22 protein-coding genes are annotated in these 23,798 nt (G+C 63.8%); 14 read left to right on the top strand and 8 right to left on the bottom strand.

From position 1 onward, the window contains the following. Nucleotides 1-60: 60 nt before the first annotated feature. From YY7_RS0122305 to YY7_RS0122295, 3 genes are all read right to left on the bottom strand, one after another. Entirely contained in the window at nucleotides 61-1,236 is a 1,176-nt protein-coding gene (locus YY7_RS0122305; RefSeq protein ID WP_028165177.1) for a TAXI family TRAP transporter solute-binding subunit, read from the bottom strand. Nucleotides 1,237-1,254: 18 nt separating this feature from the next. Next, nucleotides 1,255-2,118 (bottom strand): hypothetical protein, encoded by an 864-nt coding sequence (locus YY7_RS52410; RefSeq protein WP_051396838.1) that lies wholly within the window; start codon nucleotides 2,116-2,118, stop codon nucleotides 1,255-1,257. A gap of 353 nt (nucleotides 2,119-2,471) precedes the next feature. Further along, nucleotides 2,472-3,446: an NADPH:quinone oxidoreductase family protein gene (locus tag YY7_RS0122295; RefSeq protein ID WP_028165176.1), complete on the bottom strand. Its 975-nt coding sequence runs from the start codon at nucleotides 3,444-3,446 to the stop codon at nucleotides 2,472-2,474. 89 nt (nucleotides 3,447-3,535) lie between these two features. Between YY7_RS0122295 and YY7_RS0122290 the strand changes: the two genes are divergently transcribed. The 8 genes from YY7_RS0122290 to YY7_RS0122250 all read left to right on the top strand — a co-directional run bounded on the left by YY7_RS0122290 (nucleotide 3,536) and on the right by YY7_RS0122250 (nucleotide 12,516). Continuing rightward, nucleotides 3,536-4,375 carry an SDR family oxidoreductase gene (locus YY7_RS0122290; RefSeq protein ID WP_028165175.1) on the top strand — a complete coding sequence of 280 codons (840 nt, stop codon included), beginning with the start codon at nucleotides 3,536-3,538 and terminating at the stop codon, nucleotides 4,373-4,375. A 191-nt stretch (nucleotides 4,376-4,566) separates the two neighbouring features. Further along, nucleotides 4,567-5,118 carry an invasion associated locus B family protein gene (locus tag YY7_RS0122285; RefSeq protein WP_433994520.1) on the top strand — a complete coding sequence of 184 codons (552 nt, stop codon included), beginning with the start codon at nucleotides 4,567-4,569 and terminating at the stop codon, nucleotides 5,116-5,118. Between the two features lie 64 nt (nucleotides 5,119-5,182). Continuing rightward, a complete protein-coding gene (gene rlmN, locus YY7_RS0122280) occupies nucleotides 5,183-6,397 on the top strand; it encodes a 23S rRNA (adenine(2503)-C(2))-methyltransferase RlmN (protein ID WP_028165173.1) in 1,215 nt (404 codons plus the stop codon). A gap of 142 nt (nucleotides 6,398-6,539) precedes the next feature. Beyond that, the gene (locus YY7_RS0122270; protein WP_028165172.1) at nucleotides 6,540-7,031 is read left to right on the top strand and encodes a hypothetical protein; all 492 of its coding nucleotides are present in this window, start codon (nucleotides 6,540-6,542) and stop codon (nucleotides 7,029-7,031) included. 179 nt (nucleotides 7,032-7,210) lie between these two features. Next, on the top strand, nucleotides 7,211-7,966 hold the full coding sequence (locus tag YY7_RS0122265; protein WP_028165171.1) for a phosphatase PAP2 family protein: 756 nt from the start codon (nucleotides 7,211-7,213) through the stop codon (nucleotides 7,964-7,966). Nucleotides 7,967-8,067: 101 nt separating this feature from the next. After that, nucleotides 8,068-9,405 (top strand): argininosuccinate synthase, encoded by a 1,338-nt coding sequence (gene argG, locus YY7_RS0122260; protein WP_028165170.1) that lies wholly within the window; start codon nucleotides 8,068-8,070, stop codon nucleotides 9,403-9,405. Nucleotides 9,406-9,597: 192 nt separating this feature from the next. Beyond that, on the top strand, nucleotides 9,598-11,355 hold the full coding sequence (locus YY7_RS0122255) for an alkaline phosphatase (protein ID WP_028165169.1): 1,758 nt from the start codon (nucleotides 9,598-9,600) through the stop codon (nucleotides 11,353-11,355). Between the two features lie 225 nt (nucleotides 11,356-11,580). After that, nucleotides 11,581-12,516, top strand: a complete 936-nt coding sequence (locus tag YY7_RS0122250) for a homocysteine S-methyltransferase family protein (protein WP_028165168.1) — start codon at nucleotides 11,581-11,583, stop codon at nucleotides 12,514-12,516. A 226-nt stretch (nucleotides 12,517-12,742) separates the two neighbouring features. Here the strand turns inward: YY7_RS0122250 and YY7_RS58335 are convergent, their stop codons facing one another. The 5 genes from YY7_RS58335 to YY7_RS0122215 all read right to left on the bottom strand — a co-directional run bounded on the left by YY7_RS58335 (nucleotide 12,743) and on the right by YY7_RS0122215 (nucleotide 19,140). After that, entirely contained in the window at nucleotides 12,743-15,016 is a 2,274-nt protein-coding gene (locus YY7_RS58335) for an OmpA family protein (RefSeq protein WP_080663802.1), read from the bottom strand. A gap of 199 nt (nucleotides 15,017-15,215) precedes the next feature. Next, nucleotides 15,216-15,458 carry a hypothetical protein gene (locus YY7_RS63315; protein ID WP_080663801.1) on the bottom strand — a complete coding sequence of 81 codons (243 nt, stop codon included), beginning with the start codon at nucleotides 15,456-15,458 and terminating at the stop codon, nucleotides 15,216-15,218. Between the two features lie 129 nt (nucleotides 15,459-15,587). Then, nucleotides 15,588-15,971, bottom strand: a complete 384-nt coding sequence (locus tag YY7_RS0122225; RefSeq protein ID WP_028165163.1) for a VOC family protein — start codon at nucleotides 15,969-15,971, stop codon at nucleotides 15,588-15,590. A 17-nt stretch (nucleotides 15,972-15,988) separates the two neighbouring features. Next, nucleotides 15,989-16,924 carry a glutathione S-transferase family protein gene (locus YY7_RS0122220; protein WP_028165162.1) on the bottom strand — a complete coding sequence of 312 codons (936 nt, stop codon included), beginning with the start codon at nucleotides 16,922-16,924 and terminating at the stop codon, nucleotides 15,989-15,991. Between the two features lie 71 nt (nucleotides 16,925-16,995). Further along, entirely contained in the window at nucleotides 16,996-19,140 is a 2,145-nt protein-coding gene (locus tag YY7_RS0122215; protein WP_028165161.1) for a hybrid sensor histidine kinase/response regulator, read from the bottom strand. A gap of 225 nt (nucleotides 19,141-19,365) precedes the next feature. Here YY7_RS0122215 and YY7_RS0122210 point away from each other — a divergent pair, with 225 nt between their 5' ends. The 6 genes from YY7_RS0122210 to YY7_RS52395 all read left to right on the top strand — a co-directional run bounded on the left by YY7_RS0122210 (nucleotide 19,366) and on the right by YY7_RS52395 (nucleotide 23,747). Continuing rightward, the gene (locus YY7_RS0122210) at nucleotides 19,366-19,839 is read left to right on the top strand and encodes a DUF1348 family protein (RefSeq protein ID WP_028165160.1); all 474 of its coding nucleotides are present in this window, start codon (nucleotides 19,366-19,368) and stop codon (nucleotides 19,837-19,839) included. A gap of 273 nt (nucleotides 19,840-20,112) precedes the next feature. Further along, nucleotides 20,113-20,391 carry a hypothetical protein gene (locus tag YY7_RS60520; RefSeq protein WP_028165159.1) on the top strand — a complete coding sequence of 93 codons (279 nt, stop codon included), beginning with the start codon at nucleotides 20,113-20,115 and terminating at the stop codon, nucleotides 20,389-20,391. Between the two features lie 264 nt (nucleotides 20,392-20,655). After that, a complete protein-coding gene (locus tag YY7_RS56695) occupies nucleotides 20,656-21,540 on the top strand; it encodes a LysR family transcriptional regulator (RefSeq protein WP_051396837.1) in 885 nt (294 codons plus the stop codon). Between the two features lie 113 nt (nucleotides 21,541-21,653). Further along, nucleotides 21,654-22,088: a cupin domain-containing protein gene (locus tag YY7_RS0122195; RefSeq protein WP_028165158.1), complete on the top strand. Its 435-nt coding sequence runs from the start codon at nucleotides 21,654-21,656 to the stop codon at nucleotides 22,086-22,088. A gap of 317 nt (nucleotides 22,089-22,405) precedes the next feature. Next, nucleotides 22,406-22,777, top strand: coding sequence for a hypothetical protein (locus YY7_RS0122190; protein WP_028165157.1), 372 nt, complete (start codon nucleotides 22,406-22,408; stop codon nucleotides 22,775-22,777). A gap of 97 nt (nucleotides 22,778-22,874) precedes the next feature. Further along, nucleotides 22,875-23,747: a hypothetical protein gene (locus YY7_RS52395; RefSeq protein ID WP_051396836.1), complete on the top strand. Its 873-nt coding sequence runs from the start codon at nucleotides 22,875-22,877 to the stop codon at nucleotides 23,745-23,747. The last annotated feature ends 51 nt before the right edge of the window (nucleotides 23,748-23,798 follow it).

Below are 23,798 nucleotides of genomic sequence, written 5' to 3'. Positions count from 1 at the left end.
ACCGGTTTTCCCGCGACAAACGCGAAGCGTTTGCGCAGAGGTCATGCTCAAACAAGACATCTAGCGCTTCTCGCCTGTGCGCACCTGCGCGCGGGCATTGTTCTCCGCTTCCCAGGCCTGGAACTGCTTGAACAGCGCCTCCTTGTCGGCGTCCGTCTGCAGCTTGGCTGCGCCCGGCGATTGCTTCAGGAATTCATCGAAGCGACTGCGCGTCACCGCTTCCACGCTGTGCTTCTCGAGCCATTGCTTGGCCGACGGCAGCCGGGTCCAGTCGGGCAGCGGTGCAGCCAGCGAGACCTCCTTCCACTTCGGATGGAACGGCGGATTCTGGAAGGCCGGGAATTTCGTGAAGAAAGCGTCCACGAACAGCGCCAGCTTGCGCGAGCGCTCGGTGTTCGGCGCCCAATTATAGGCCGCGAGCACGGCAGGAACGGCGATGGTGTCGACGCGCTCCTGATCCGAAATCAGGTTCGGATAATCCTTCGAGGTGAGCGTCGCCGGCAGATAGTCGTTCTGCAGCGGCTTGTCATAGTTGACGGTGACGAGATGGAAGCGGCCGTCATTGTTGAATGTGCTCACGGATTTGTACGGCTTGCCGCCGGTGACGATCACGGCGTCGATTTCACCGGCCTTCAATTTCTCCATTGCGATGCGCTGCTCGATGTAGAGAAATTTCGCCTTCATCCCGAGCCGCTCGAACACCGTCAGCGCGGTGACGAAGGTGCCGCCATTGGGCAGGTCGACACTGACGATCCTGCCGTCGAGATCCTTCAGGGTCTTGATCGTCTTCGGCGCGACGACATGCATCTCCTCGTTATAGAGCTTGGTCACATAGGCGAACTGCCTCTTGATGTCCTTCGCAAAGCCCTTTCTTTCGAGATAGTCGAGCGTGTCCGCTCGGACGATGCCGAGATCGACGCCCTGCAGGAACAGGATATCGGCGACGCTCTGCACGGAGCCGCGCCCGACGATCGGCAGTACGCGCAACTTGTTGCCGTCGTCGAGCACGGAAGCGAGGTCGGCGCCGAACTGGACGTAGGTGCCGCCGATCGTGCCCGTGATCAGCGTCACCGTGTTGGCGTTCAGGTTCTGCTTGGTGGCGGCCGAGCCGAACTGGAAGATGGCCCTCAGGCTGTCGCTGACCTTGGCCGGATCATATTCGGTTTCCTCAGCCCGTACGGTCGGGCCACAAATCATCGTCAGGGCGAATAACGCCACTCCAAACAATCGCAGCATGTGCTACCCCAAAAAGGTTCAATCTTGCATTTGTGTGAGACGTTGCTGGGCGTGTTGCGAGCCAAGCTCGGCCGCCCGGCGGTACCAGATCCGCGCCTGAGCCGGATCGGGCGTGATGGCGCGCGCATCCTTCGTTCCCAGCACCAGGGGATCGTAGGTCCGGGCCAGCAGCAGCGCCGCGTCGGCTTCCTGCGCATCGGCGGCGCGCTCGAGCAGCAGCCGTGCGGCTGCGATATCGCCGATCGCAAGCAGGCTGTTCGCCCGCTTCATCAGTGCGCCGAGCTCGTCGGGACTGAGCAGTCTTGCCGGCGGCGCAGCGGGCGGTGCCGCTTGTACTGCGGCGGATGGCGCGGGTGGAGCGGCTGCTGGTGCCGGTTGAGCGCCAGATGGCGGTGTCACCGACCGGACCACAGCCTGGCCGCCCTTGATCGCCTCCTGATACGCGGCCGTGATCTGCTCGCGCGACGGCGGATCTGATTTGGCCGGCGGCGGTACAGGCTCGCTCATGGGTTGCGGGAGCCCCGCCATGACGGTTCGGGCCTGCACCTGCGAGGTGCCGAGCAGCCACGTCTTGGCCGTGGCCGTGATGTTATGCGTGACGTCCAGCGAAACCAGCAGGACAGCCGCCGCTGCGGCGGCAGCGATGAGAAGACCACTCGTGAGCAACGAGCGGCCGAGCGAACGTTCGAGAGAACCTCGCCGATATTTCGCACCGCTGTCCTCGTCGAGAGGGTACGACAGGAACAGCGGGGCGGGCTCGTCTGTGTCGATGTCGGTATCCGATCGATACGACCGCTGGTAGCGATACTCTGCCAGCTCAGGATCATCGATATCTACGTCATGCGCCTGTCTCGGCGTGACGCGTGATGAAATATCCACCATTTTGACGCTTCCCGTTACACAATACGCAACGCATGGGGCATCTCTGGTTGTCTCTTGCTTCTTGTCGGCTTTCCCCGAGTGCCCGCTAACGGGAACTTACGCACTGCGAATGAGCCCAAAAAACGGCCCTGACCTGCGGGAATTGGGACTTATTTTGGTTCGATTATGGCAAAAATGCCCTATTCACTAAATTAAAAATGGTGATTTTGGGAATAAGTTCCGCGTTCGGAACTAACCCGGTCAGTTAATTCACATAGTTAAATGAATTGGGGTCACGGGGTAAGTGCGCGTGATTCCGTAATAGGAGAGCGCGGCGCCTGGATGGCGCCACAACTCACGCGCGTGTCGCCTCTTTATGGATGCAGGATCACCTTGCCCATCGCCTTGCGGCCGGCGAGCACCTTCAGTGCTTCCGCCGTTTGCGACAGCGGGAAGGTGCGATCGACATGCGAAGAGATTTTTCCTTCGGCGGTCCACTGCACGAGCTTCTGCAGGTTCTTGCGGTTCTTCTCGGGGTTGAGCCGCGTCCACGCGCCCCAGAACACGCCGCGGATATCGCAGCCTTTGAGCAGCGCAAGGTTGAGCGGCATCTTCGGAATGTCGCCGGCGGCAAAGCCGATGACCAGAAAGCGGCCTTCCCAGGCGATGGCGCGGAGCGCAGCTTCGGCGTAGGTCCCGCCGACGGGATCGAAGATGATGTCGACGCCCTTGCCGCCCGTCAGCGCCTTCAGGCCCTCTTTCAGATCTTCCTTGGCGTAATTGAGCGTCAGCTCGGCGCCATGCTGCTTGGCAAACTCAAGCTTCGCGTCCGAGGAAGCGCAGGCGATCACCTTCAGGCCCATCAGCTTGCCGAGCTCGCAGGCCGCAAGCCCCGTGCCGCCGGCGGCGCCAAGCACGGCCAGCGTCTCGCCCGGTTTCGGGCTCGCGCGATCTTCCAGCGCGTGCAGCGCGGTGCCGTAGATGATGATGATCCCGGCGGCGCGATCGAAATCGAGATTGTCGGGAATCTTCACGATCGAATTCGCCGGCAGCGCGATCTTCTCGCGCGCGCCATTGTGGCCGCAGGAGGCGACCACGCGATCGCCGGGCTTGAGATCAGTAACGCCGTCACCGACGCTCTCGATCACGCCAGCGACTTCTGCCGCGGGCGAGAACGGGAACGGCGGCTTGATCTGGTACTTGCCCTGGATCATCAGGATGTCGAAGAAATTCAGGGCCGCGGCTTTGATCGCGATCACCGCTTCGCCCGGTCCGGCCACGGGATCGGGCACGTCAGCCAGCACGAGATCGTCGGGTTGGCAATATTCCGTGCAGAGAATGGCTTTCATGGATGCACCTGATTTTCGGACACAGAAGGATTGCTCGCTTCATGCCGGATTTGAAGCCGGGCGACAATACAATGCGGAGGGATCAAACAATGTTTGAAAAGAGCCTGCTGGCGCACAAGCGGATCCTCGTCACCGGCGGCGGCTCCGGGCTTGGCGCAGCGATGGGGCGACGCTTTGCCGAGCTCGGCGCCGAACTGATCATCTGTGGCCGCAGGACGGAATTACTGCAGCACGCGGCGACGAGATTGCGCGACGATCTCGGCGCCAAGGTCACTACAATCACATGCGACATCCGCGATGGCGCGGCGGTGGATGCGATGATGGACGCGATTTGGCAGGAAGCGCCGATCGACGTGCTCGTCAACAACGCGGCGGCAACCTTCATTGCACAGACTGAGCATCTCTCATTCCGTGCCGCGGACGCGATCCTGGCGCCGACGCTGCACGGCACGATGTATTGCACGCTTGCCGCCGGCAAGCGGTGGATCGAGAGCGGGCACAAAGGCGTCATCCTCTCGATCCTCTCGACCTCGACGATCACCGGGCGCGCCTTCACGGTGCCGTCCGCGATGGCGAAGTCGGCGGTGCTCGCGATGACCAAGAGCCTTGCCGTGGAATGGGGGCCAAAGGGCATCCGCACCGTCGCGATCGCGCCGGGCGCATTTCCGACGCCGGGAGCAACCGGCCAGCTCCGACCCGAAGGGCGCGAGGAGAGCTGGGCGCACCGCAACCCGCTGGGCCGTCCCGGCGAGCACGGCGAGCTCGCCAACCTCGCAAGTTTCCTGATCTCCGACCAGGCCGGTTACATCAATGGCGAGATGGTGGTGCAGGACGGCGGGGCGCATCTGCGCAGCTCCGGGGCGGAGGACCTCCTGCAATGGACCGACGCGCAATGGGAACAGCAGCGCGCCTCGCGTACCAAAAGTTAATGCGGCGGAACCGCGCGCCACGCCCCTAACTACCTTCCCAAAAAGGCCTTTTCCGGCTATTGCATCGCGCCGGGGACGACGCCGGTTGGGCCATCTTCCAGTCACAATGATAGGGGAACCAGTTGTCCGTGCGGCAAATACTGACATCTCTGGTTGCAGGCGCCCTGCTTTGCGGGACGACTTCCCTTGCCATGGCGCAGGGCGGTTCCCCCAAGGCGGCCACCAAGGGCGCGGCAAAGTCTGCGGCCCCGGCCAAGCCGGAGGGCGCTGCTGCGGCTGCCGCGGTCGGGGGCGCCGAACCGACCCTGATTGGCCAGTTCGGCACCTGGGGCGCCTATACCGCGACCCCGAACGGCAAGAAGGTGTGTTTTGCGCTGGCAAAACCGTCGTCGTCGAAGACCAATCCGCCGAATCGCCCGCGCGATCCGGCCTACGCCTTCGTCTCGACCCGTCCGGCGGAAAAGGTCATCAACGAAGTCTCGATCATGATCGGCTACACCCTGAAGCCCGGGTCGGAATCGACGCTCGAAGTCGGCGGCGGGTCGTATGCGATGTACACCCAGGGCGACGGGCTCTGGATCAAGAACGCCGCAGAAGAAGAGCGCATGGTCGAAGCCATGCGCAAGGCTGCGGACCTGACCGTGAAAGGCGTCTCGGCCAAGGGCACCGAGACGACGGACACGTTCTCGCTCAAGGGCCTGTCGCAGGCGCTCGATCGGCTGGCGCAGGACTGCAGGCGCTAATCAGCCTGAAATCCGCGCATTTCCCGCCTTTCCAGCGCCTGCTGGAAGGCCTATTTGATGTTTCATGACCGACACCCTCACCAGCCAGAGCGATCGCGCCAGCACCGCGCTCGTGGAGAAAGTTCCGCTCGAGACCTATGTGCCGCCGGCCAAGCCGTCGCTGATCGGGCTGTCGCGCACGGAGATCGCCGAGCGGCTCGGCGAGATCGGCGTGCCGGCCTCGCAACGCAAGATGCGCACCCAGCAGCTCTGGCACTGGATCTATTTCCGCGGCGCCAAGAGCTTTGCCGAGATGACCAACGTCTCGAAGGAGATGCGCAGCGAGCTGGAGAAGCATTTTACCGTCGACCGGCCTGAAGTGATCGCCGAGCAGATCTCGAACGATGGCACCCGCAAATGGCTGTTGCGGCTGCCGAGCGGCAACGATCTTGAGAAGCCGCATGAAGTCGAATGCGTCTATATCCCCGAGACTGACCGCGGCACGCTCTGCGTCTCCTCGCAGGTCGGCTGCACGCTGAATTGCGCCTTCTGCCACACTGGCACGCAGCGCCTGGTGCGTAACCTCACGGCCGGCGAGATCGTCGGCCAGGTGATGGTGGCGCGGGATCGGCTGAACGATTGGGCCGACCGCGAGAGCGGCGGTCGCCTCGTCACCAACGTCGTGATGATGGGCATGGGCGAGCCGCTCTACAATTTCGATGCGGTGCGCGATGCGTTGCTCATCGTTGCTGATAATGAAGGCATCGGCATCTCCCGCCGCCGCATCACGCTGTCGACCTCGGGCGTGGTGCCGAACATCATCCGCACCGGCGAGGAGATCGGCGTCATGCTCGCGATCTCGCTGCATGCCGTGCGCGACGAGTTGCGCAACGAATTGGTGCCGCTCAACCGCAAATTTCCGATTCAGGAATTGCTGCAGGCCTGCCGCGACTATCCCGGGGCCTCCAACGCGCGGCGCATCACCTTCGAATATGTGATGCTGAAGGGCATCAATGATTCGCTCGATGACGCCAAGCTGCTGGTGAAGCTGCTGAAGGGCATTCCGGCGAAGATCAACCTGATCCCGTTCAATCCCTGGCCGGGCACGCGTTACGAATGCTCGGACTGGGAGCAGATCGAGAAGTTCTCCGAATATATCTTCAACGCCGGCTATTCCTCGCCGGTGCGCACCCCGCGCGGCCGCGACATCCTCGCCGCCTGCGGCCAGTTGAAATCGGAGACCGAAAAACTCTCCGCCCGCGAGCGCCAGGCGCTGCGCGCAATGGCGATGACGGATTGAGACGATCTATGCACCGAAACTCGTCATGGCCGGGCTCGTCCCGGCCATCCACGTCTTTGCGAAGCTTCGAGGCAGGCGTGGAAGCCCGGGCATGACGGCAGAGATTCGTATCGCGGGTGCGGTCTGACGGTGGAATGAAGCCATGGCGCTGATCGGCCGCGTCTTCCTGATCCTGTTCGCTTTCCTTGCCTCCTGTCTGGTGGCGGGCATGATCATCGTCGTCGCAGTGCTTTATCCCGAGCTGAGCGATATCGGCACCGGTGAGATCGATCAGAACGCCATCAACATCGTGCTCGGCTTCGGCTTCATCTTCATTTCCGGATTCGCGCTGCTGCCGGCGCTGATCGTGGTGCTGATCACTGAAGCCTTCAATGTCCGGGGCGCGCTGAGCTATGCGATCGGCGGCGCGATCGTCGGGGCCGCCTGTTATCTCGGCCTGGTTCCGTTCGACCCCGATACGTTCCGGTTCGAGGGCATCGTGCATCGCCATCTCGAGATCATGACCGGCGCCGGCATCGTCGCGGGTCTGGTGTACTGGCTGATTGCGGGCCGCACCGCCGGCGCCTGGCGCGAGCCGCCGCGCAAATTGCCGCCGCCCCCGCCACTGCCGTCACAATCCCGGCCGCAGCCGTGAATGGAGCCGTCATTGCGAGCCACCGGGTCGGCGCGAAGCGCCGCCCGACGACAGGCTCCGCGAAGCAATCCATGCAGCCGCGCGTGCGGAGAGGTGGATTGCTTCGTCGCTATCGCTCCTCGCAATGACGGTTGAATTCGGGGTTTCCACATCCCGCCGCCTCGGGTAAACCGCGCGCCATGAACCGGACCGGACTTTTCATCGCGCTGGGGCTTGCGGTCGTGATCGGGCTGTTGTTCGGGCTCTTTCCCGAACTCGACCTGAAGCTCGGTGCGCTGTTCTACGATGCCGCGCAAAAAACCTTTCCGCTGAAGCTGAACGCCGTCGCGTCATTTGCGCGCGATGCGGCGATGTGGATCGCATGGGGATTTGCGCTGCCCGCGATCGCTGCGTTCGTCGTCAAGATGATCCGGCCCGACCGGCCGATGCTGATCTCGGGCCGCGCCGCGACGTTTCTCCTGGTGACGCTGCTGCTCTCCGCCGGCGTCCTCACCAACTTCACCTTCAAGACCTATTGGGGCCGGCCGCGACCGGTGGCGGTGACCGAGTTTGCCGGCGACAAGAGCTTCGTGCCGTGGTGGGATCCGCGCGGTACCTGCGGCCGCAACTGCTCGTTCTTCTCCGGCGAGGGGGCGACTGCGTTCTGGACCTATGCGCCGGCAGCGCTGGCGCCGCCGCAATGGCGCGCCCTGGCGTTTGCGGCGGCGACCGTGTTCGGTATCGCCACCAGCGCCCTGCGGATGGCCTTTGGCGGGCATTTCTTCACCGACGTCGCGATTGCCGGCATCGTGACCTACCTGGTGATCTGGCTCGCCTATGCCCTGATCTACCGCTGGCCGTCGACGCGGGTGACGGATGCCCAAGTTGACGCCGCGCTGACCCGGTTCGCCCGGCGGTGGCGCCGGCGCGAGACGGACCCCAGGCCGTCGGTATGAGCGACCCCATAAAGGTCGCCATTAATCACGTGCCCATCAGCGCGAAATTTGATATTCGCGCGACTTAACAGCAAACGACTTTACGACCGATTGGACGCTCCATGAGTACGATTTTGAAAAGCCTGCCCAAGGGCGAAAAAGTCGGCATCGCTTTCTCGGGCGGTCTCGACACCAGCGCAGCGCTGCTATGGATGAAACAGAAGGGCGCGCGCGTCTTTGCCTACACCGCGAACCTGGGCCAGCCCGACGAGTCCGACTACAACGAAATTCCGCGCAAGGCCATGGAGTTCGGCGCCGAGAAAGCCCGCCTCGTGGATTGCCGCATGCAATTGGTCCACGAAGGCATTGCCGCGATCCAATCCGGCGCCTTCCACATCTCGACCGGCGGCGCCACTTATTTCAACACCACCCCGCTCGGTCGCGCCGTGACTGGCACCATGCTGGTCTCGGCCATGAAGGAGGACGGGGTCAACATCTGGGGTGATGGCTCCACCTTCAAGGGCAACGATATCGAGCGGTTCTATCGCTACGGCCTGCTGACCAATTCGAACCTGAAGATCTACAAGCCCTGGCTCGACCAGCAATTCATCGACGAACTCGGCGGCCGCTCGGAAATGTCGGCGTTCATGACCGCGCAAGGGTTCGCCTACAAGATGAGCGCCGAAAAGGCGTATTCGACCGACAGCAATCTCCTCGGTGCAACCCACGAGGCCAAGGATCTCGAGAGCCTGCAAAGCGGCATCAAGATCGTCAATCCGATCATGGGCGTGCCGTTCTGGCGCGACGACTGTGTCGTCAGGGCCGAACAGGTCACCGTGCGCTTCGAGGAAGGCCAGCCCGTCGCGCTGAACGGCCAGACTTTCCCGGACCCGGTGGCGCTGTTCCTCGAGGCCAACGCCGTCGGCGGCAGGCATGGTCTTGGCATGAGCGACCAGATCGAGAACCGGATCATCGAGGCAAAGAGCCGCGGCATCTATGAAGCTCCCGGCATGGCGCTGCTGCACATCGCCTATGAGCGCCTGATCACCGGCATCCACAACGAAGACACCATCGAGCAATACCGGATCAACGGCCTGCGCCTTGGCCGGCTGCTCTACCAGGGGCGGTGGTTCGATTCTCAGGCTCTCATGCTGCGCGAAACCGCCCAGCGTTGGGTGGCGCGCGCCATCACCGGTGAGGTGACGCTCGAGCTGCGCCGCGGCAACGACTATTCGATCTTGAACACCGAGAGCCCGAACCTGAGCTATCAGCCGGAGCGGCTGAGCATGGAGAAGGTGGAGGATGCGGCGTTCACGCCGGCGGACCGTATCGGCCAGCTCACAATGCGCAACCTCGACATCGCCGATACCCGCACCAAGCTGGATCTCTACGCGGAGACAGGCTTGCTGTCGCTCGGCGAGGGCTCGAACATCTTGAGGCTCGATAGCGACAAGAGCTGAACCGTGTGAACTCCGTAGCCCGGACTACGCTTGCGCTCCATCCGGGCTGCGGACTGCGACGATCCATCGCCGGTATCCAGGCTCGATGTGTAATGGACGCGTCATTCGGCGCGGCTAGTCTCGTCGCCTGCGCGCCCGTGACCTCCGTACTGCAGCCGGACGGCGCGGGCGAACAATTGTGGGGCGCAAATCATGATCAAGCCATTTGCCGGTGCCGCTCTTCTCGTCCTGTTGTCGGGATCGCCGACGCTAGCCCAGACGATCTATCCCATCGACCGCGCCGACATCCTCGCCGGCGCCCATTTCGACTTCAAGGTCGAGTTTCCCGATCGCGTTGATCCGGCGAATGTGAAAGTCACGGTGAACGGCGCGGATTATTCCGCAGCCTTCGGCCAGCCCGGCACCTTCGTGGAGCGCGAAGACGGCAAGGAGCAGTCGGCGCTGATCGTTCGCGACGTCGCATTGACCAAGCCTGGAAGCGTGAAGGTGGACGTCACTGAAGGCGCACGCAGCCGCACGGTCGTGTGGTCGGTTTACGACACCGGTCCGCGCAAGGCCAAGAACGTGATCCTGTTCATCGGTGATGGACTGTCGCCGGCCCATCGGGTTGCGGCGCGTATGCTCTCGAAGGGAATTGCGGAAGGCAAAAGCCTCGGCAAGCTTGCCATCGACGACATGCCGCATATGGCGCTGGTTGCAACCGCGGGCTCCGATTCGATCATTACCGATTCGGCGAATGCGGCCAGCGCCTACGCCACGGGCCACAAGACCGCCGTCAACGCGTTGGGCGTCTACGCTGATCGCTCCATAAGCCCGTTCGATGATCCCAAGGTCGAAACCATCACCAGCGTCGCGAAGCGGCGGCTTGGTCTGGGCATCGGGATCGTCACCAATACCGAAGTCGAGGATGCCACACCGGCGGCAATGGTCGCGCATACCCGCCGCCGCGCCGCCTATGATGAGATCGTCGCGCAGCTCTTCGCCGCCAAGCCCGATGTCCTGATGGGAGGAGGCAGCGCGAATTTCCTGCCGCAAGCAGCAGCGGGAAAGCGCAAGGACGACATCGATTACATCGCCCGCTTTCGCGATGCCGGCTATCAGGTGGTGACGACAAAGTCCGAGCTTGATGCCTCGGCTGCAAAACCTGACACGAGCAAGCTGCTGGGACTGTTTGCCTCGGGCAACATGGACGGTGTCCTGGACCGCAAGTTCCTCAAAGGCGGCAGCGTCGGCAAGTTTCCCGAACAGCCCGACCTGACCGAGCAGGTGCAGGCCGCGCTGAAAGTGCTGTCGAAGAACGATGCCGGCTTCTTCCTGATGGTGGAATCGGGGCTGATCGACAAATACGCTCATCTCCTGGACATGGAGCGCGCGGTCTACGACACGATCATGCTCGACAATGCCGTTCGTTTTGCGCGCGACTGGGCGCAGGCCCGCGGCGATGACACCTTGATCCTGGTGGTGGCGGACCACAATCATCCCAACAGTCTTGTCGGCACCATCAATGACGACATGACCAAGACGCCCAACGTCCCGTTCCGCGAACGCGTCGGCGTCTATGACAAGGCGGGATTCCCCAACTATCCGGCTGCCGATGCCGAAGGCTATCCCTCGCGGGTGGATGTCAGCCGGCGGCTCGCGATTTTCTCGGCCAGCCTGCCGGACCATTACGAAACCTTCCGCCCCAAGCTCGATAACCCGAATGATCCGACGGCAAAGGGCGATGAGCCTGGGACTTTCAAGGCCAACGACAAATACAAGGACGTTCCGGGCGCCGTGCTCCGTCCCGGCAATCTGCCGGCGATGATCGGCGCCAGCGTGCATTCGGGAGAGGACGTCATCCTGACCGCAACCGGTGCAGGCAGCGAACGCGTTCATGGTTCGATGGACAACACGGAAGTCTTCCGTGTCATCGCCGATGCGCTTGGACTCGCCGCACCGGCGCCGTAGCGTCGCGAGCTCTTGTAGCGTGGGCGAAGCGAAGCGTGCCCACGATCAACACTCCGCTCGGAGGGGGGCACGCTACGCTTTTGCCCATCCCGACAGGTTCTGCGTTCACGCCTCTGCGCGCGGGAGCCATCTGGAAGTCGCGACAATATGAGGCACCAGCCGGCCCAACCAAACCCGGCATTGGCCGACCTACCGGTGACAGCCCTTTTGATCACGGAGGCATCAATGGCCAAGTATCGGCACGACCTGCCACAGCGGCGCGGCGGCATCTTCCTGACCGACGGCGGCATGGAAACGACGCTGATCTTCCACCACGGCCTCGAGCTGCCGCACTTTGCCGCTTTCGTCCTGCTCGACTCCGCGGATGGTCGTGAGCACCTCAAGCGCTACTACCAGTCCTACCTTGCGATTGCGCGCGAGAAGGGCACCGGTTTCGTGCTCGACAGCCCGACCTGGCGCGCCAATCCGGATTGGGGCGTCAAGCTCGGCTACGACGCGGCTGCGCTGACATCGATCAACGTCCGTTCGATTGAGTTCCTGAACCAGCTGCGAACCGGCTGGGAGCGGCCGAACATGCCCTGTGTCATCGATGGCGCGATCGGTCCGCGCGGCGATGGCTACAAAGCCGGCAACATGGATGCATCGGAGGCGGAAGCCTATCATGCGCCACAGATTGCCGCCTTCGCGGAAGGCGGCGCCGACATGGTGACGGCGTTCACGCTGAACGGAATCAATGAAGCGATCGGCATCGTCCACGCGGCCAAGGCACACAGTATTCCGGTGGCGATCTCCTTCACCGTCGAAACCGATGGTCGTCTGGTGAAGGGTGAAACGCTGCGTGAGGCGATCGAGGCTGTCGATCACGCCACGCAAAACGGGCCGGAATATTTCCTGATCAACTGCGCGCATCCGTCCCATTTCGCAGGCGCGTTGAGCGCGGGCGACACGTGGGCCGGGCGCATCCATGGCGTCAGGGCCAATGCGTCGGCCAAGAGCCACCAGGAGCTCGACGAATCCGAGACGCTCGATGCCGGCGATCCCACCGATCTCGGCCGCCGCTATGTCGACCTCCGGCGCTCGTTTCCCGGCATGCACATTCTCGGCGGCTGCTGCGGCACCGACCATCGCCATGTCGCAGCGATCTGCGAAGCCTGCATGTAGTAGGGTGAACTGGTGCGCTTATCGAACCCGTCATTGCGAGGAGCGAAGCGACGAAGCAATCCATGCCTCCGCAAGTGGAGAAATGGATTGCTTCGCTTCGCTCGCAATGACGATGGGCAGAGCGAAGCGAAGCAAAACCCATCAAACGTTCGAAGCGAGTTTGTCGTAGTTGGTGCAACAAAAATGGCCGGGATCGCTCCCGGCCATTTGTTCGAAATCGCTCGCCTCAGCGCGGTGTGCTGGGTGGTGGCAGCGAAGCGGTGCCGCCGTTGAGCAGCGGGGTGATGCGGCGGACAGTGACGCGCCGGTTGATGCGACTCGGTCCGTCCGTCTGCTCCTTCAGATACTGCTTGCCGTAGCCCTGCGACGTCAGGTTCTCCGCCGGCACACCGAACTGCTGGGTCAGCAATTCAGCCGCGGACTGCGCACGGCGATCCGACAATGACAGATTGTCGACGTCGTTGCCGACCGCGTCGGTGTGTCCCTCGATCAGGAACACCTCGCGCGGGTTGCGCTGGATCGCGCGGTTGAGGCCGTCGGCGATCACCTGCAGCCGAGCCGCCTGGTCCGGCGGGATAGTCCACGACCCCGTCTCGAAGTTGATCGTGTTGACGTCGATGCTCGGCATTTGCATGCGAACATTGGGGCTGTAGCGGATCTCGTCGAGCGAATAGCGCCGTTCGATCCGTTGTACCGGCGGTGCCTCCATGGTCTCGTAGATCACGTCCGGCGACGCCTCCTGGGCGTCGACGATGTAGCGATCGTAGGGAATGTTGACCACCGGCGGCGGCACGTCGACATAGAAGCCGCCGACCGCCCGCGGATCGCGGTAGCTGTTGTCGATGATGACGATCTCGCGCCCGCCGGGATCCCTGCGGATTCGCCGCAGCAGCGTACCGTCCGCACCAACCACGGTGATCACCTCGCTGCCGTCGGGACGGACCACGACGGTGCGGGTTTCGCCGCCGATCGTCTCGCTCCGGATGTCGCGAGCGCCATAGCGGAAGCGATAGAGATCGTTGCCGCGGACGTACTCCTGCCCACTCGGGTCGCGGATGATGATGCGATCCGGCTCGGTGTAGACGGTACGGCCGCCCTCGACGACTTCCTGACGCTGGTTGCGGAGGTCGGCGATTGTCGCGCCGATCACGGCGCCAGCCACCACGCCCGCACCGATCGCGAGCGGCGTCAGGTCACGCTGCGGCGGACGCGGCGGTGGTGGCAGCGGCGCTGCGACCGTAGGTGCCGCCCGGAAGGCCGGCGCAATCGTCGGCGGCGCGTATTGCGCCCTGTTGGGCGGTGGCGCTGCGGCGGGCGTGCCAGGGACGACGGTCGGCGCAGCGGCTCCGGGGGGAGGAGCTGCAGGCCGGGGCGGGAGGCCGGCCTGGGGCGGCGCAGTCGGAGTTCCGGCAGCGGGTGCGCCGGCAGGCGGCGTGCCTGCAGCCGGAGGCGGGTTCGCTGGCGTGCCGGCGGCAGGAGGTGTCGTCGTCGCTGCGCCAGGCCGCATTGGCGAAGGCGTCGGAGACGGGCTTCCCGCGGCCGGCGGCGTTGCGGGTGTCGGCGTTGCCGCAGGCGCAGGCCGAGGCTGCGTCGGCGTGGTGGTGGGGGCCGCCCCGGGCTGCTTGGTGCCGGCGGGCGGCGTGCCTGCAGCGGGAGGCGGGCTCGTCGGCGCACCGGCGGCGGGAGGTGTCGTCGTCGCTGCGCCAGGCCGTGCCGGCGAAGGAGTCGGAGACGGACTTCCCGCGGCTGGCGGCGTTGCAGGTGTCGGCGTTGCCGCGGGCGCAGGATGAGGCTGCGTCGGCGTGGCGGTGGGTGCAGCCGCGGGCTGCTTGGCGCCGGCGGGCGGCACTTCCTTTTGCGCACCGCGCGGTGGCGTCGGAGTGGCCGGGGTCGTGGGCGTAGCCGGTGGCGTCGCCGCGGATGGAGGCGTGGGCGGCTGCGTGCGCGCCGGCGGCGCTGCAGTGGGCGGCGTCGGAGTGTGCGGCGCTGCTGCCGGAGGCGGCGTCGGACGCGCTGGAGGAGCAGCAGACGGAGGTGGAGCTGTTGGTCGTTCCGGAGCAGCGGCTGGCGGAGTCGGCCGTGCCGGGGCGGCAGGCGGGGGCGTTGGCCGCTCTGGAGCAGCGGCTGGAGGCGGAGTCGGCCGTGTCGGCGCGGCAGGCGGAGGCGTTGGTCGTTCCGGAGCGGCGGCCGGCGGCGGTGTCGGACGAGGCGGCGCAGCAGCCGGAGGCGGTGGTGCCGGTCGCGCTGGCGCAGCGGCTGGTGGAGCGGACGGATGAGCAGGCGGAGCGGCGCCAGGCGGCGGTGCGGGCTGCTTTGGCGCGCCGGCCGGCGGCGCTGCCTTCGGCGGCTGCTTCGGCTTTCCGTCGGGGCCGAGTTCTTCCTTCGGCGCCGCTGCCTGTGCCACGACGAGTGGCGCGGTCTGCGCACGCGATGCGAAGCTGGCTAGCTGCGTCACCGTCAATGCGGTCGTGGCAAGCAGCACGAGGCGGAGGTTTGTCATGATTGCAGGTCCCGGGAAAGTTCTTGGCAAGGAAGGAGGATGGGCGGGGGCCGAATAGCTCGGCGGTCGGATCAACGGTTATTCGTTAGGCCGCAATGTGGCGGGCGACAAAGGGGAAAGGCTTTTTATTTCAGCGTTGCAATGACTTGCAAGCAAACTTGTTCATTGCTCATTCAGACGAGACTTGCAAATCGCGATCTCACCATTGTTGCTTGCGTGGTTCCGCGGCATCGGTCGGATTCGGCGAAGGCGGTCCGTTCGGCCCGCGAATCGGCAATTCATCCGGCAGCTTGCCGGGCAGTTCGTCAGGTACTGGCGGTTCGCCGGGCTCACGTGCCGGCGGCGGCACCTCAGGGCGCGGACTCCCCGGAGGGATTCCGGGAGGTGGTTCGCTCGGCGTGCCTGGTGTCGGCGGCGGAACCTCGGGCGGTTCGATCGGCATCTAGGTAACCGTGCCGTTGTTTCCGATCGCGGCGCGCGGATCATCACGCGTCATGGTTCGCTCCGTTTCTGTTTCGGAAGAACGATAACGGCACGCATGCTGTGATGTTCCGGCGGTCCAAGCCCGGAACTATTCCGGCGCGTGGCAGACCGCTTCGATGTTGTGGCCGTCGGGGTCGAGCACGAACGCGCCGTAATAGTTGGGATGATAGTGCGCGCGGATACCGGGCGCGCCATTGTCGCGTCCGCCGGCTGCGATCGCTGCCTTGTAGAAGGCATCCACGGTTGCGCGGTCCTTTGCCACGATCGCGACATGCAGCGGCTTTTCAAGCCCGCCTTCGCCGCCGATCCAGAAATCCGGCTTGCCGCCCGCGCCGAAGCCGGCCGCCTGGTCAGCGCCGTTCTCCTGCGTGACTTCCATGATCAGCGTGTAGTCGAGCGGCGCGAGCGCCCGCTGATAGAACGCCAGGGAACGCTGATAGTCGGAAACCGGAAAACCGATGTGATCGATCATCAAGCAACTCCTTCGGCCTATCTGCCCTGATCAAACACCAGAAAGCCGGCCCGCGGGAAGTGCACCACCACCTCGCCGGCGCGGGGGTCGTGCCTGCGGATCGCGATATGCTGCGAAGACAGGGAAACGATCTCGCCGCTCACTTTGATCTTGCCGTAGTCATCGGGCATCACCTCGACCTGGTCGCCCGGCTTGCGGTGGTTGGGATCGTAAGGGTCGGCCAGCACGGTGGTCCGCGGCGCAGCATTGGCGGCGATTTCGAGCGCGGAGGCGGGCGAGATTTCCTTGCATGGCTTGTGCTCGATGGCGCGAATGCGCGCCTCCCATGATCGCGTTGCAGGGAATTCGAACAGCATCTTGTCGAGGTCGTGAAGGTTGGTGCGCACGTACCAAATGTTCATGTAGGCGTTGACGTCGCACAGGCTGGCGCGATCGCCGCACATCCAGCTATGGCCGTTGCGAAGCTGGGCTTCGATCCATTGCAGGTGGGCACGAAACTGATCGCGCATCTGCGGGATCGCTTCCCGCATGGCGGCAACATCAAATTTGGCGCCGCGCAGCTTTTCGCGGTCGTCGATGAACTCCTGCGGCACATTGTCGGCCACCGAGCCGAAGATCAGGTTGACGGTGTTCTGGAAGAACGGACGGTCGGTCCACATCGCGGTCGCGGCGGCAAGCCCGTAATACCCGCTCGGGAACAGCGTCGGCTGCGGATAGCGCCGTTCCAGTTCGCGGACGATGCATTGGGTGTCGCAGTAGATATCGGCGCCGATCTGCAGCACCGGGGTCCGCCGGTAGCCTCCCGTCAGCGGCATCAGATCCGGACGGGGCATGATCCGGGAAATCAGCACCGACGTCCATGTCACGTTCTTCAGCGCCAGGATCAGGCGGATCTTCTCCGAGAACGGCGATTGAGGAAAATGATGGAGGATGACCGGGTAGTCGGGACTCATCGTTCCCTCCTGGATAGACGCCGCGGGAAGGCTAACCCCGGCCTGGACCGGTTACAATGGACCGGCGCGCGTCAGGACGACGCCGCCGTCGGTGTTCGTGTTGGTTTCGGCCGGGAGACCTTGTGCAGCGCGTGCGAGAGCTGCTCGATCGAATACGGCTTTTGCAGGAAGTCGAACCCATAGCTGCCTCGCTGCGCCAGCACCTGGCTGTAGCCGCTGGTCAGCACGACCGGCAGGTCCGGGCAGCGGCGGCGGATTTCCTGGGCGAGCTCGACGCCGCTTATGCCGGGCATCGCGACGTCGGTGAACACCACGTCGAAACGGGCGGCGTCGCCGGCCAGCGCGTCCAGCGCCCGCGTAGCGTTCTCGACCAGGGTCGCGGCGTAGCCGAGCTCTGCGAGGGCATCGGCCGTAAATCTGCCGACCTCGATATTGTCCTCGACCACCAGCACCGACATGCCGCTGCCGTCGACCGGCGGCGCATCCGCGGCCGCGAACTGCAATGTCGGACCCGTGGCCGCGGCGCGAGGCAGATAGAGCGTGAAGGTAGAGCCCTTGCCGACCTCGCTGACGACGACAATCTCGCCGCCGGACTGCTTGGCGAATCCGAATACCTGCGACAGCCCGAGCCCCGTGCCCTGACCGACCTGCTTGGTGGTGAAGAACGGCTCGAAGATGCGCCCGAGCTGATCCTGCGGAATGCCGATGCCGACGTCCCCGACCGCCACTGCGACATAGCCGTGCGGCGCCGGCGGATGGCCATCGGCAACGGGCAGTTCGGCTGCGCGACGCACCGCGATCGTCAGCCGGCCGGCACCATTCATGGCGTCACGGGCATTGACGGCCATGTTGATGATCGCGGTCTCGAACTGGCCGGCATCGGCGTTGATGAAGCAGGGTTCGTCCGGCAGCCTGGTGACGATCTCGATCCGCGGCCCGACCAGCGTTCCGATCATCTCGCCCAGCACCTGCACGCTCTGGCCGACGTCGAACAGTTCAGGCTTGAGCGTCTGTCGTCGGGCGAAGGCGAGCAGTTGGCCGGTCAGTTTCGAGGCCCGGTTGACCGTCTCCGAAATCGCATCGATGTAGCGCAGCCGCCGCTGCTCCGGCAGGTTCGGCCGCCGCAACATGTCGATGGAGGCGCGGATCACGGTCAGCAGATTGTTGAAGTCGTGCGCGACGCCACCGGTGAGTTGGCCGAGGGCCTCCAGCCGTTGCCCATGCTTCAGCGCCTCCTCGGCTTCCTGGCGTCTTTCGGCCTCCTCATGCAGGCGTCGCGTCCGCCGCAGCGCCAAGGCGAGCAGCAGGAACAACAGCGCGGTGGCGGGCACGCCGAAGATCAGGTGCTGGCCGATGGTCGCGAGCCAGCGCGCGCGGATCGCCGAGGTCTCGAGCCCTGCGCTGACATAGATCGGATATTCGGCGAGCCGCCGATAACCGAGACGGCGTTCGATGCCGTCGGCCGGCGAGGTGACGGTGATCAGACCGCCGTCGGGCACGGTGGCAAGCTTCTGCCCGACAGGTCCGTCAGGGTCGAGGCGGAACTCGCGGTCGGCCGTCGGATAGCCAGCCAGCATCGCGCCGTCGGTGCGGCCGAGCGCGAAGAAGCTGCCGGGTTCGCGGCCGATCCGCGCGTAGAAATTCTCGAAATACTCGGGCAGAACCGATGCCTGGATCACGCCGGCAAAGTCGCCGGTCTCGGTCGACCGCCGACGGCTGACGCCGAAGAATGGTGCGCCCCGGTAGGGCGGCCGCGGCGTCAGCACGTCGCCGATATGGGTGCCGACGTCGCCGGCGGCATGTGCCCTGAAATACGCTCGGTCCGAGAAATCGATGTCGGGCGCCGGGGCCACCAGGCTGTTGACCAGAGCATGGCCCCTGGCGTCGAAGACCCACGCCGATTTCACCTGGGGCAGCGATGCCGTGAGCTGCTTCAGCCGCTCGTGCAGGCTCTCTTCACGCGAACGGATCGCGTCGTCGGGAAGGCCGCGAATGATTTCCGCGATCTCCGACAGGCTGCGGTCGATGGTCTCGAACACTTTCAGCGCGTGCTCGTGCGCGACATCGAGCGTGCGCTCGATTTCCCCGTCGGCGGCCTGGTTGATTGAATTCCAGGAGATCACCGAAGCAAAAACAAAGAGCGCCAGCGGAAGGGCCAGGGAAGCGGCCATCATCCATTGCAACAACTTCAGCGAATGGCGTTGTGCGGTCTGCACGGGCACTCCGGATCCTCCGCAACCTTAACGCAAAATTCGGCTCGGAAGAAAGGGGAGCTGACGCGGCTTCCGGGCCGCCATCGCCGCCAGTTCCGTCCCTCGCATCACAAGCTATCGTGCATTATGGAAAGCTGGCGCGTGCTTCGGAAAGATAAGGATGAGCCGCCCGGGCACACTCGCGTGCCATGCGCCGGACCCGGGCCGAGCTAGAAATGGAGATCTTATATGGCCGAGAGCCGTCCCCCCTTTCCACCCTTCACCCATGAGACTGCCGTGCAGAAAGTGCGCGGCGCGGAAGACGGCTGGAATTCCTGTAATCCGGAAAAGGTGTCGCTCGCCTACAGCCCGGACAGCTACTGGCGAAACCGGTCGGAATTCATCAACGGCCGCGCCGAGATCGTCGCGTTTCTCACGCGGAAATGGGTCAAGGAGCTCGACTACCGTCTGATCAAGGAGCTCTGGGCGTTCACCGAGAACCGGATCGCCGTACGTTTCGCCTATGAGTGGCACGACGATTCCGGAAACTGGTTTCGCTCCTACGGCAACGAGAACTGGGAATTTGCCGAGAACGGGCTGATGCAAAAACGGTTCGCCTGCATCAACGATCTCCCCATCAAGGAGTCCGATCGCAAATACCACTGGGACCGTTCGGGACCTCGCCCCGCCAATCACCCGGGGCTTTCCGACCTCGGGCTTTGAACGTCTCTGTTCGGAGTGGCAACCCACGATCCATAGCACGCGTCGATGATCTATCGACGCGCCGGAGTGCCTATTGCTTAGGCGGTGCAAGAACAGATCGTCGGGTCGTTCGCCCGCAGTTCATCACGGCTAGCTGGTCGGTTCTTACAACCGCAACTCTTCTCCCGAATGATTGAAATCACGCTGTAGCAAGCAGCGCCGATTCTGGCCGCTCCCTATCGGAAGGAGGTCAGCCGATGACACCAACGGCAATCGAAGCTTTGGAGAGCAATCATGCGTGAGATGATCGGAGCAGTGCTTCTGGCAGCTTTACTCTCTGGTCGCACGGCCACGGCCGAGACGGTGGGGCTGGCGAAACCATCGCCCTCTGCCGTCTCGTCAGGCATGTCCGATGCCTCATCGCGGACGTTAGGTCTGCCGTGGCCTGCGCCGGTCGGCCATCGTCAGCCCCATGCGAAGGACCTGCCGTCGCAGAACACGAACGAGCTCGAGCAAATCAGCGAAGAGGATCGCGCTGTCGATCGCAAGCTCACGATCTGCCACGGTTGTTGAGTTTCGTGCGCCGCATCTGTGGTCCCGTGCGTCCTGGCCGGTGTGACGCACGGGACAACATTTCGAATGTAACTCATCTCCGATTCGTTGAAACGATCCTGTAGCTCCGCAACGTCATTGAAACCGGCAACCACATCAATCCTCTTCCGCCACGACGTGCTTCGTCCGTCTGCCCGCAGATCGCGGATAAATCATATGACATGCGTGATTTCGGTCCGGCCGATGCGACGACATCCGAATTTGGCGTGACAAAAGGCGCGCCGAATGGACCTCAACTCTCTTCAAACCTTTGTCGCTGTCGTGCGGGCTGGTGGATTTGCGGCGGCCGCACGTCAGACCAACACCCCGCGCTCGTCCGTCAGTTTGCGCATCCGGACCTTGGAAAGGACACTCGGCGTGCGCCTTTTCAAGCGTTCGACTCGCGCTTTCTCGCTCACCACGGAAGGCGCCGAACTGTACGGACGCTCTGCGGAGGCTCTGGCCTCCCTCGCCGGCGCGCTCGACGGCCTGGGCAAGGCAGGCAGCCCCTATGGCGGTGGAATCCGTCTCACGGTGCCGGCGGATTTTCCGCCCGGGCTCATTGCCGGCGCCGTTTCCGAATTCCGTGAAGCGCATCCCGCCGTGCGGTTCGAGGTGCTGCTCACGAACGACGTGCTCGACCTCGTCTCCGAAAACATCGACGTCGCCCTTCGCATCGGCGCTTCCAACCCGCAGGAAGCGCTTGTCCGGGGCGTTCTGGACATGGAGTTCGGCCTCTATGGCAGCGCCGAATATCTGCGCAGGAACGGCGAGCCGGCCAACATACATCAGGTGAGCACGCTGATTGGTCCCGAACGGCCCGAGCTGCGTCGCCTGCTGTCCCGTGCTCTCAAGAACGGGGTCGAGTTCCCGCAATTCCAAGTCGCAGTGGACAGTTTCGCCCTGGTGCGTGAGTTCGTCTTGCTGCATCAAGGCGTCGGGCTGCTGCCGCAATCGCTGTGCCAAGCCGAGCTTGCGTCGAAAGCCGTTTTACCCGTGCTGCCGAACCTGTTCTCGGGATCGATCCGGCTGCATCTCACTTTTCCCTCGCGCGCCGACCTCAATCCCAAGGTCAATGCGTTCGCGCAAGTCCTGGCGCGCCACCTGGAGGCTGCGGCGGGCGGACAGTGACGCGCCCGATTGGCCAGTATCCTGGCCGCTCTGTCCGGACCGGCAGGGCTACTCAGGGCGGGCGCGGTCGCTACATGCAGTTTGTCAGATCGCAACCTTGCCCTGGAGCGAACATGCAAGCCAATATCACCACGGAATTCGAAACGACAGAATTCGCCGGGATCACCACCGGGATCATCAACCCCTATCCGAGCCCCTTCACGATCCTCGACATGACGATCAAGCCCGGCGCCGGCGCACCCGCGCACATCTCCGCCACCGAGGACAAGCTCTTCATCGTGATCGCAGGCCAACTGAAGTACCTCATCGACGACCGCACCGCCGTGGCAGGGCCGGGCGCACGCGTCCTGGTCCCGAGAGGCACGGTTCACGGCTTCACCAATGTCGGGGACGCCGGCGCGCGACATATTCTGGTGTCCACGCCGCGCCGCCACGAAGAATTCTTCCGCGACCTGCACGGCATTCCCGATCCCCGGGAGGAGCATATGGATCTCTTGCCCGGCATCGCGGCACGCCACGATCAGGCGATCGTCGGACCTCTTCCTTAAGTTCTCTGCGCTCGGCCTGCGCCTGATGGCCGCAGGCGCGGGCTGGTTTTCACTATCGGTTTTCTACCGAAGTTGGAAAACAGCTGGGCAGGAAGATCGGCGAATTGATCGTAGCCACCCAGCTTCACGGCGTGGAAGCCGCAGCGAAACCCTGACGGCGAGGGGTTCGGCCGCGGCCAGCTTTCATCGTCGACCGCCAAATGCTTACAGCCTTTTCGGTGGCGCTAGTCTGGCTTGCCACCGCAGAGTTCTACAACTAAGCTACCAAAATACCGGGCGTCAGAACGGCGCCCCTGTATTTTACGGAGGGCTTCGCTATGGCAGGTATCTTCCGGGACGCTAATCTCCAAGAAAGAGTTGCCGATTTTTCTTATCAGAACGATGCCCTCGCACAGTTGATCGTCGAGGCGTGGACCGATCCAGATTTTGAAAAGTGGTTGACGACGCGGCAGTCGGACGGCACCTCGCCAAACGCCAAGGCGTCGCTCGAGGCCCGGGGCATATTCCTCGCGAACCCCATCGTGTTCACGGAAGAAGAATATAATAACGGCTGTCACAACCCGGACCCTGATGGGACCGGAGTCATTTTCGTGGTGCCGGACCGATCGCGCGTCGAGCAGCCTCCGCATCACCTGTCTCTGCTCGAGACAGCGCGCTTGCTGATGGCCATTACGCCGAACGGAATCTAGCGCAGTCGAGATTGGCCTGAGCTGTATTTTTGGCGAGTTTCGCGCGCACCGTGCGGGAAACGTTGCGCGCGCGACCGCTCGGATATGGAGGTGTGGAATGGCGCCCCTGGTCACGGAGTGGGTCAATGTTAGCGGCAATATTTCGATCATCGCTCGCGAGTCCGGGGAGGTCTGGTTTCATCTCCCGGGCGGCACAAAGGAATACGCAGATCCGTTTGCGACGCCGATGACAGGCGTCGGCGCGAGGGGCAGCACGATCGGGCTGCTCGACGGCGCGATCAATCTCGGATTTTCCAGAATTGAAAAGCGCCTCGCCAGCCCGGCGCCGACGCTTGTCGGCTACATCATCGCCATCGTGGGCGCCTACCACACGTCTGTCCACACGCCGCGAAATCTCCAGCGCGCCGCCAGGCGATTCAACGAACTGGGGCGGCCGGAAGTGGCGGCTTATCTTGAAGAACGTGCGCGCGAGGAGACCGGTCACGACCGGCTTGCGCTCAAGGATCTTCGCGCGCTGGGCCTGCCCGCCGAGCGATTGGTCGCCAACTTCATCCCCGACGGCATCAAGCCGCTCTGCGAGCGGTTCGATGAGCTCTGCGTCGAGGACTACCCGATCGGCTGCATCGGCTATTCCTACTGTCTGGAACGCATCGCCGCGCTCAAGCAGAAGACCGATATCGAGAAGGTGCAGGCACTATGCCCTGACGGCGTCGATGCGACCCGCTTTCTGCGAAGTCACAGTTGCCTTGGGAGCGAGGTTGCCCATGTGGAAGAGACGATCGAGTTCGTCGCGTCGCTTCCTCCGAGCGACCGCATCAGGGTCGTCCAGGAGACGTATGAATCGGCATTGATCATGGCGGAGGGATATAATCACGAGCTCCTCAAATCCGAGGCGGAGATGCTCGACGAGCTTCAGCAGGCGGTCGGAGAGGCGCTTCCGTATCGTCTGAGCAGGGCCTTCGTACAGTAAGAGGCGCGGTGCTCGGCCCTCGGCGTGAGCAGAACGGCACGGCAGTCGTCG

Source organism: Bradyrhizobium elkanii WSM2783, from assembly GCF_000472865.1.
Classification (GTDB): domain Bacteria; phylum Pseudomonadota; class Alphaproteobacteria; order Rhizobiales; family Xanthobacteraceae; genus Bradyrhizobium; species Bradyrhizobium elkanii_A.
This window is presented reverse-complemented; position numbering and strand designations above follow the sequence as displayed.

What these genes read in the sequence shown, in the direction of transcription:
- YY7_RS0122305 (WP_028165177.1), bottom strand. Translation starts at nt 1,236, where the DNA reads ATGCTGCGATTGTTTGGAGTGGCGTTATTCGCCCTGACGATGATTTGT.
- YY7_RS52410 (WP_051396838.1), bottom strand. Translation starts at nt 2,118, where the DNA reads ATGGTGGATATTTCATCACGCGTCACGCCGAGACAGGCGCATGACGTA.
- YY7_RS0122295 (WP_028165176.1), bottom strand. Translation starts at nt 3,446, where the DNA reads ATGAAAGCCATTCTCTGCACGGAATATTGCCAACCCGACGATCTCGTG.
- YY7_RS0122290 (WP_028165175.1), top strand. Translation starts at nt 3,536, where the DNA reads ATGTTTGAAAAGAGCCTGCTGGCGCACAAGCGGATCCTCGTCACCGGC.
- YY7_RS0122285 (WP_433994520.1), top strand. Translation starts at nt 4,567, where the DNA reads ATGGCGCAGGGCGGTTCCCCCAAGGCGGCCACCAAGGGCGCGGCAAAG.
- rlmN (WP_028165173.1), top strand. Translation starts at nt 5,183, where the DNA reads ATGACCGACACCCTCACCAGCCAGAGCGATCGCGCCAGCACCGCGCTC.
- YY7_RS0122270 (WP_028165172.1), top strand. Translation starts at nt 6,540, where the DNA reads ATGGCGCTGATCGGCCGCGTCTTCCTGATCCTGTTCGCTTTCCTTGCC.
- YY7_RS0122265 (WP_028165171.1), top strand. Translation starts at nt 7,211, where the DNA reads ATGAACCGGACCGGACTTTTCATCGCGCTGGGGCTTGCGGTCGTGATC.
- argG (WP_028165170.1), top strand. Translation starts at nt 8,068, where the DNA reads ATGAGTACGATTTTGAAAAGCCTGCCCAAGGGCGAAAAAGTCGGCATC.
- YY7_RS0122255 (WP_028165169.1), top strand. Translation starts at nt 9,598, where the DNA reads ATGATCAAGCCATTTGCCGGTGCCGCTCTTCTCGTCCTGTTGTCGGGA.
- YY7_RS0122250 (WP_028165168.1), top strand. Translation starts at nt 11,581, where the DNA reads ATGGCCAAGTATCGGCACGACCTGCCACAGCGGCGCGGCGGCATCTTC.
- YY7_RS58335 (WP_080663802.1), bottom strand. Translation starts at nt 15,016, where the DNA reads ATGACAAACCTCCGCCTCGTGCTGCTTGCCACGACCGCATTGACGGTG.
- YY7_RS63315 (WP_080663801.1), bottom strand. Translation starts at nt 15,458, where the DNA reads ATGCCGATCGAACCGCCCGAGGTTCCGCCGCCGACACCAGGCACGCCG.
- YY7_RS0122225 (WP_028165163.1), bottom strand. Translation starts at nt 15,971, where the DNA reads ATGATCGATCACATCGGTTTTCCGGTTTCCGACTATCAGCGTTCCCTG.
- YY7_RS0122220 (WP_028165162.1), bottom strand. Translation starts at nt 16,924, where the DNA reads ATGAGTCCCGACTACCCGGTCATCCTCCATCATTTTCCTCAATCGCCG.
- YY7_RS0122210 (WP_028165160.1), top strand. Translation starts at nt 19,366, where the DNA reads ATGGCCGAGAGCCGTCCCCCCTTTCCACCCTTCACCCATGAGACTGCC.
- YY7_RS60520 (WP_028165159.1), top strand. Translation starts at nt 20,113, where the DNA reads ATGCGTGAGATGATCGGAGCAGTGCTTCTGGCAGCTTTACTCTCTGGT.
- YY7_RS56695 (WP_051396837.1), top strand. Translation starts at nt 20,656, where the DNA reads ATGGACCTCAACTCTCTTCAAACCTTTGTCGCTGTCGTGCGGGCTGGT.
- YY7_RS0122195 (WP_028165158.1), top strand. Translation starts at nt 21,654, where the DNA reads ATGCAAGCCAATATCACCACGGAATTCGAAACGACAGAATTCGCCGGG.
- YY7_RS0122190 (WP_028165157.1), top strand. Translation starts at nt 22,406, where the DNA reads ATGGCAGGTATCTTCCGGGACGCTAATCTCCAAGAAAGAGTTGCCGAT.
- YY7_RS52395 (WP_051396836.1), top strand. Translation starts at nt 22,875, where the DNA reads ATGGCGCCCCTGGTCACGGAGTGGGTCAATGTTAGCGGCAATATTTCG.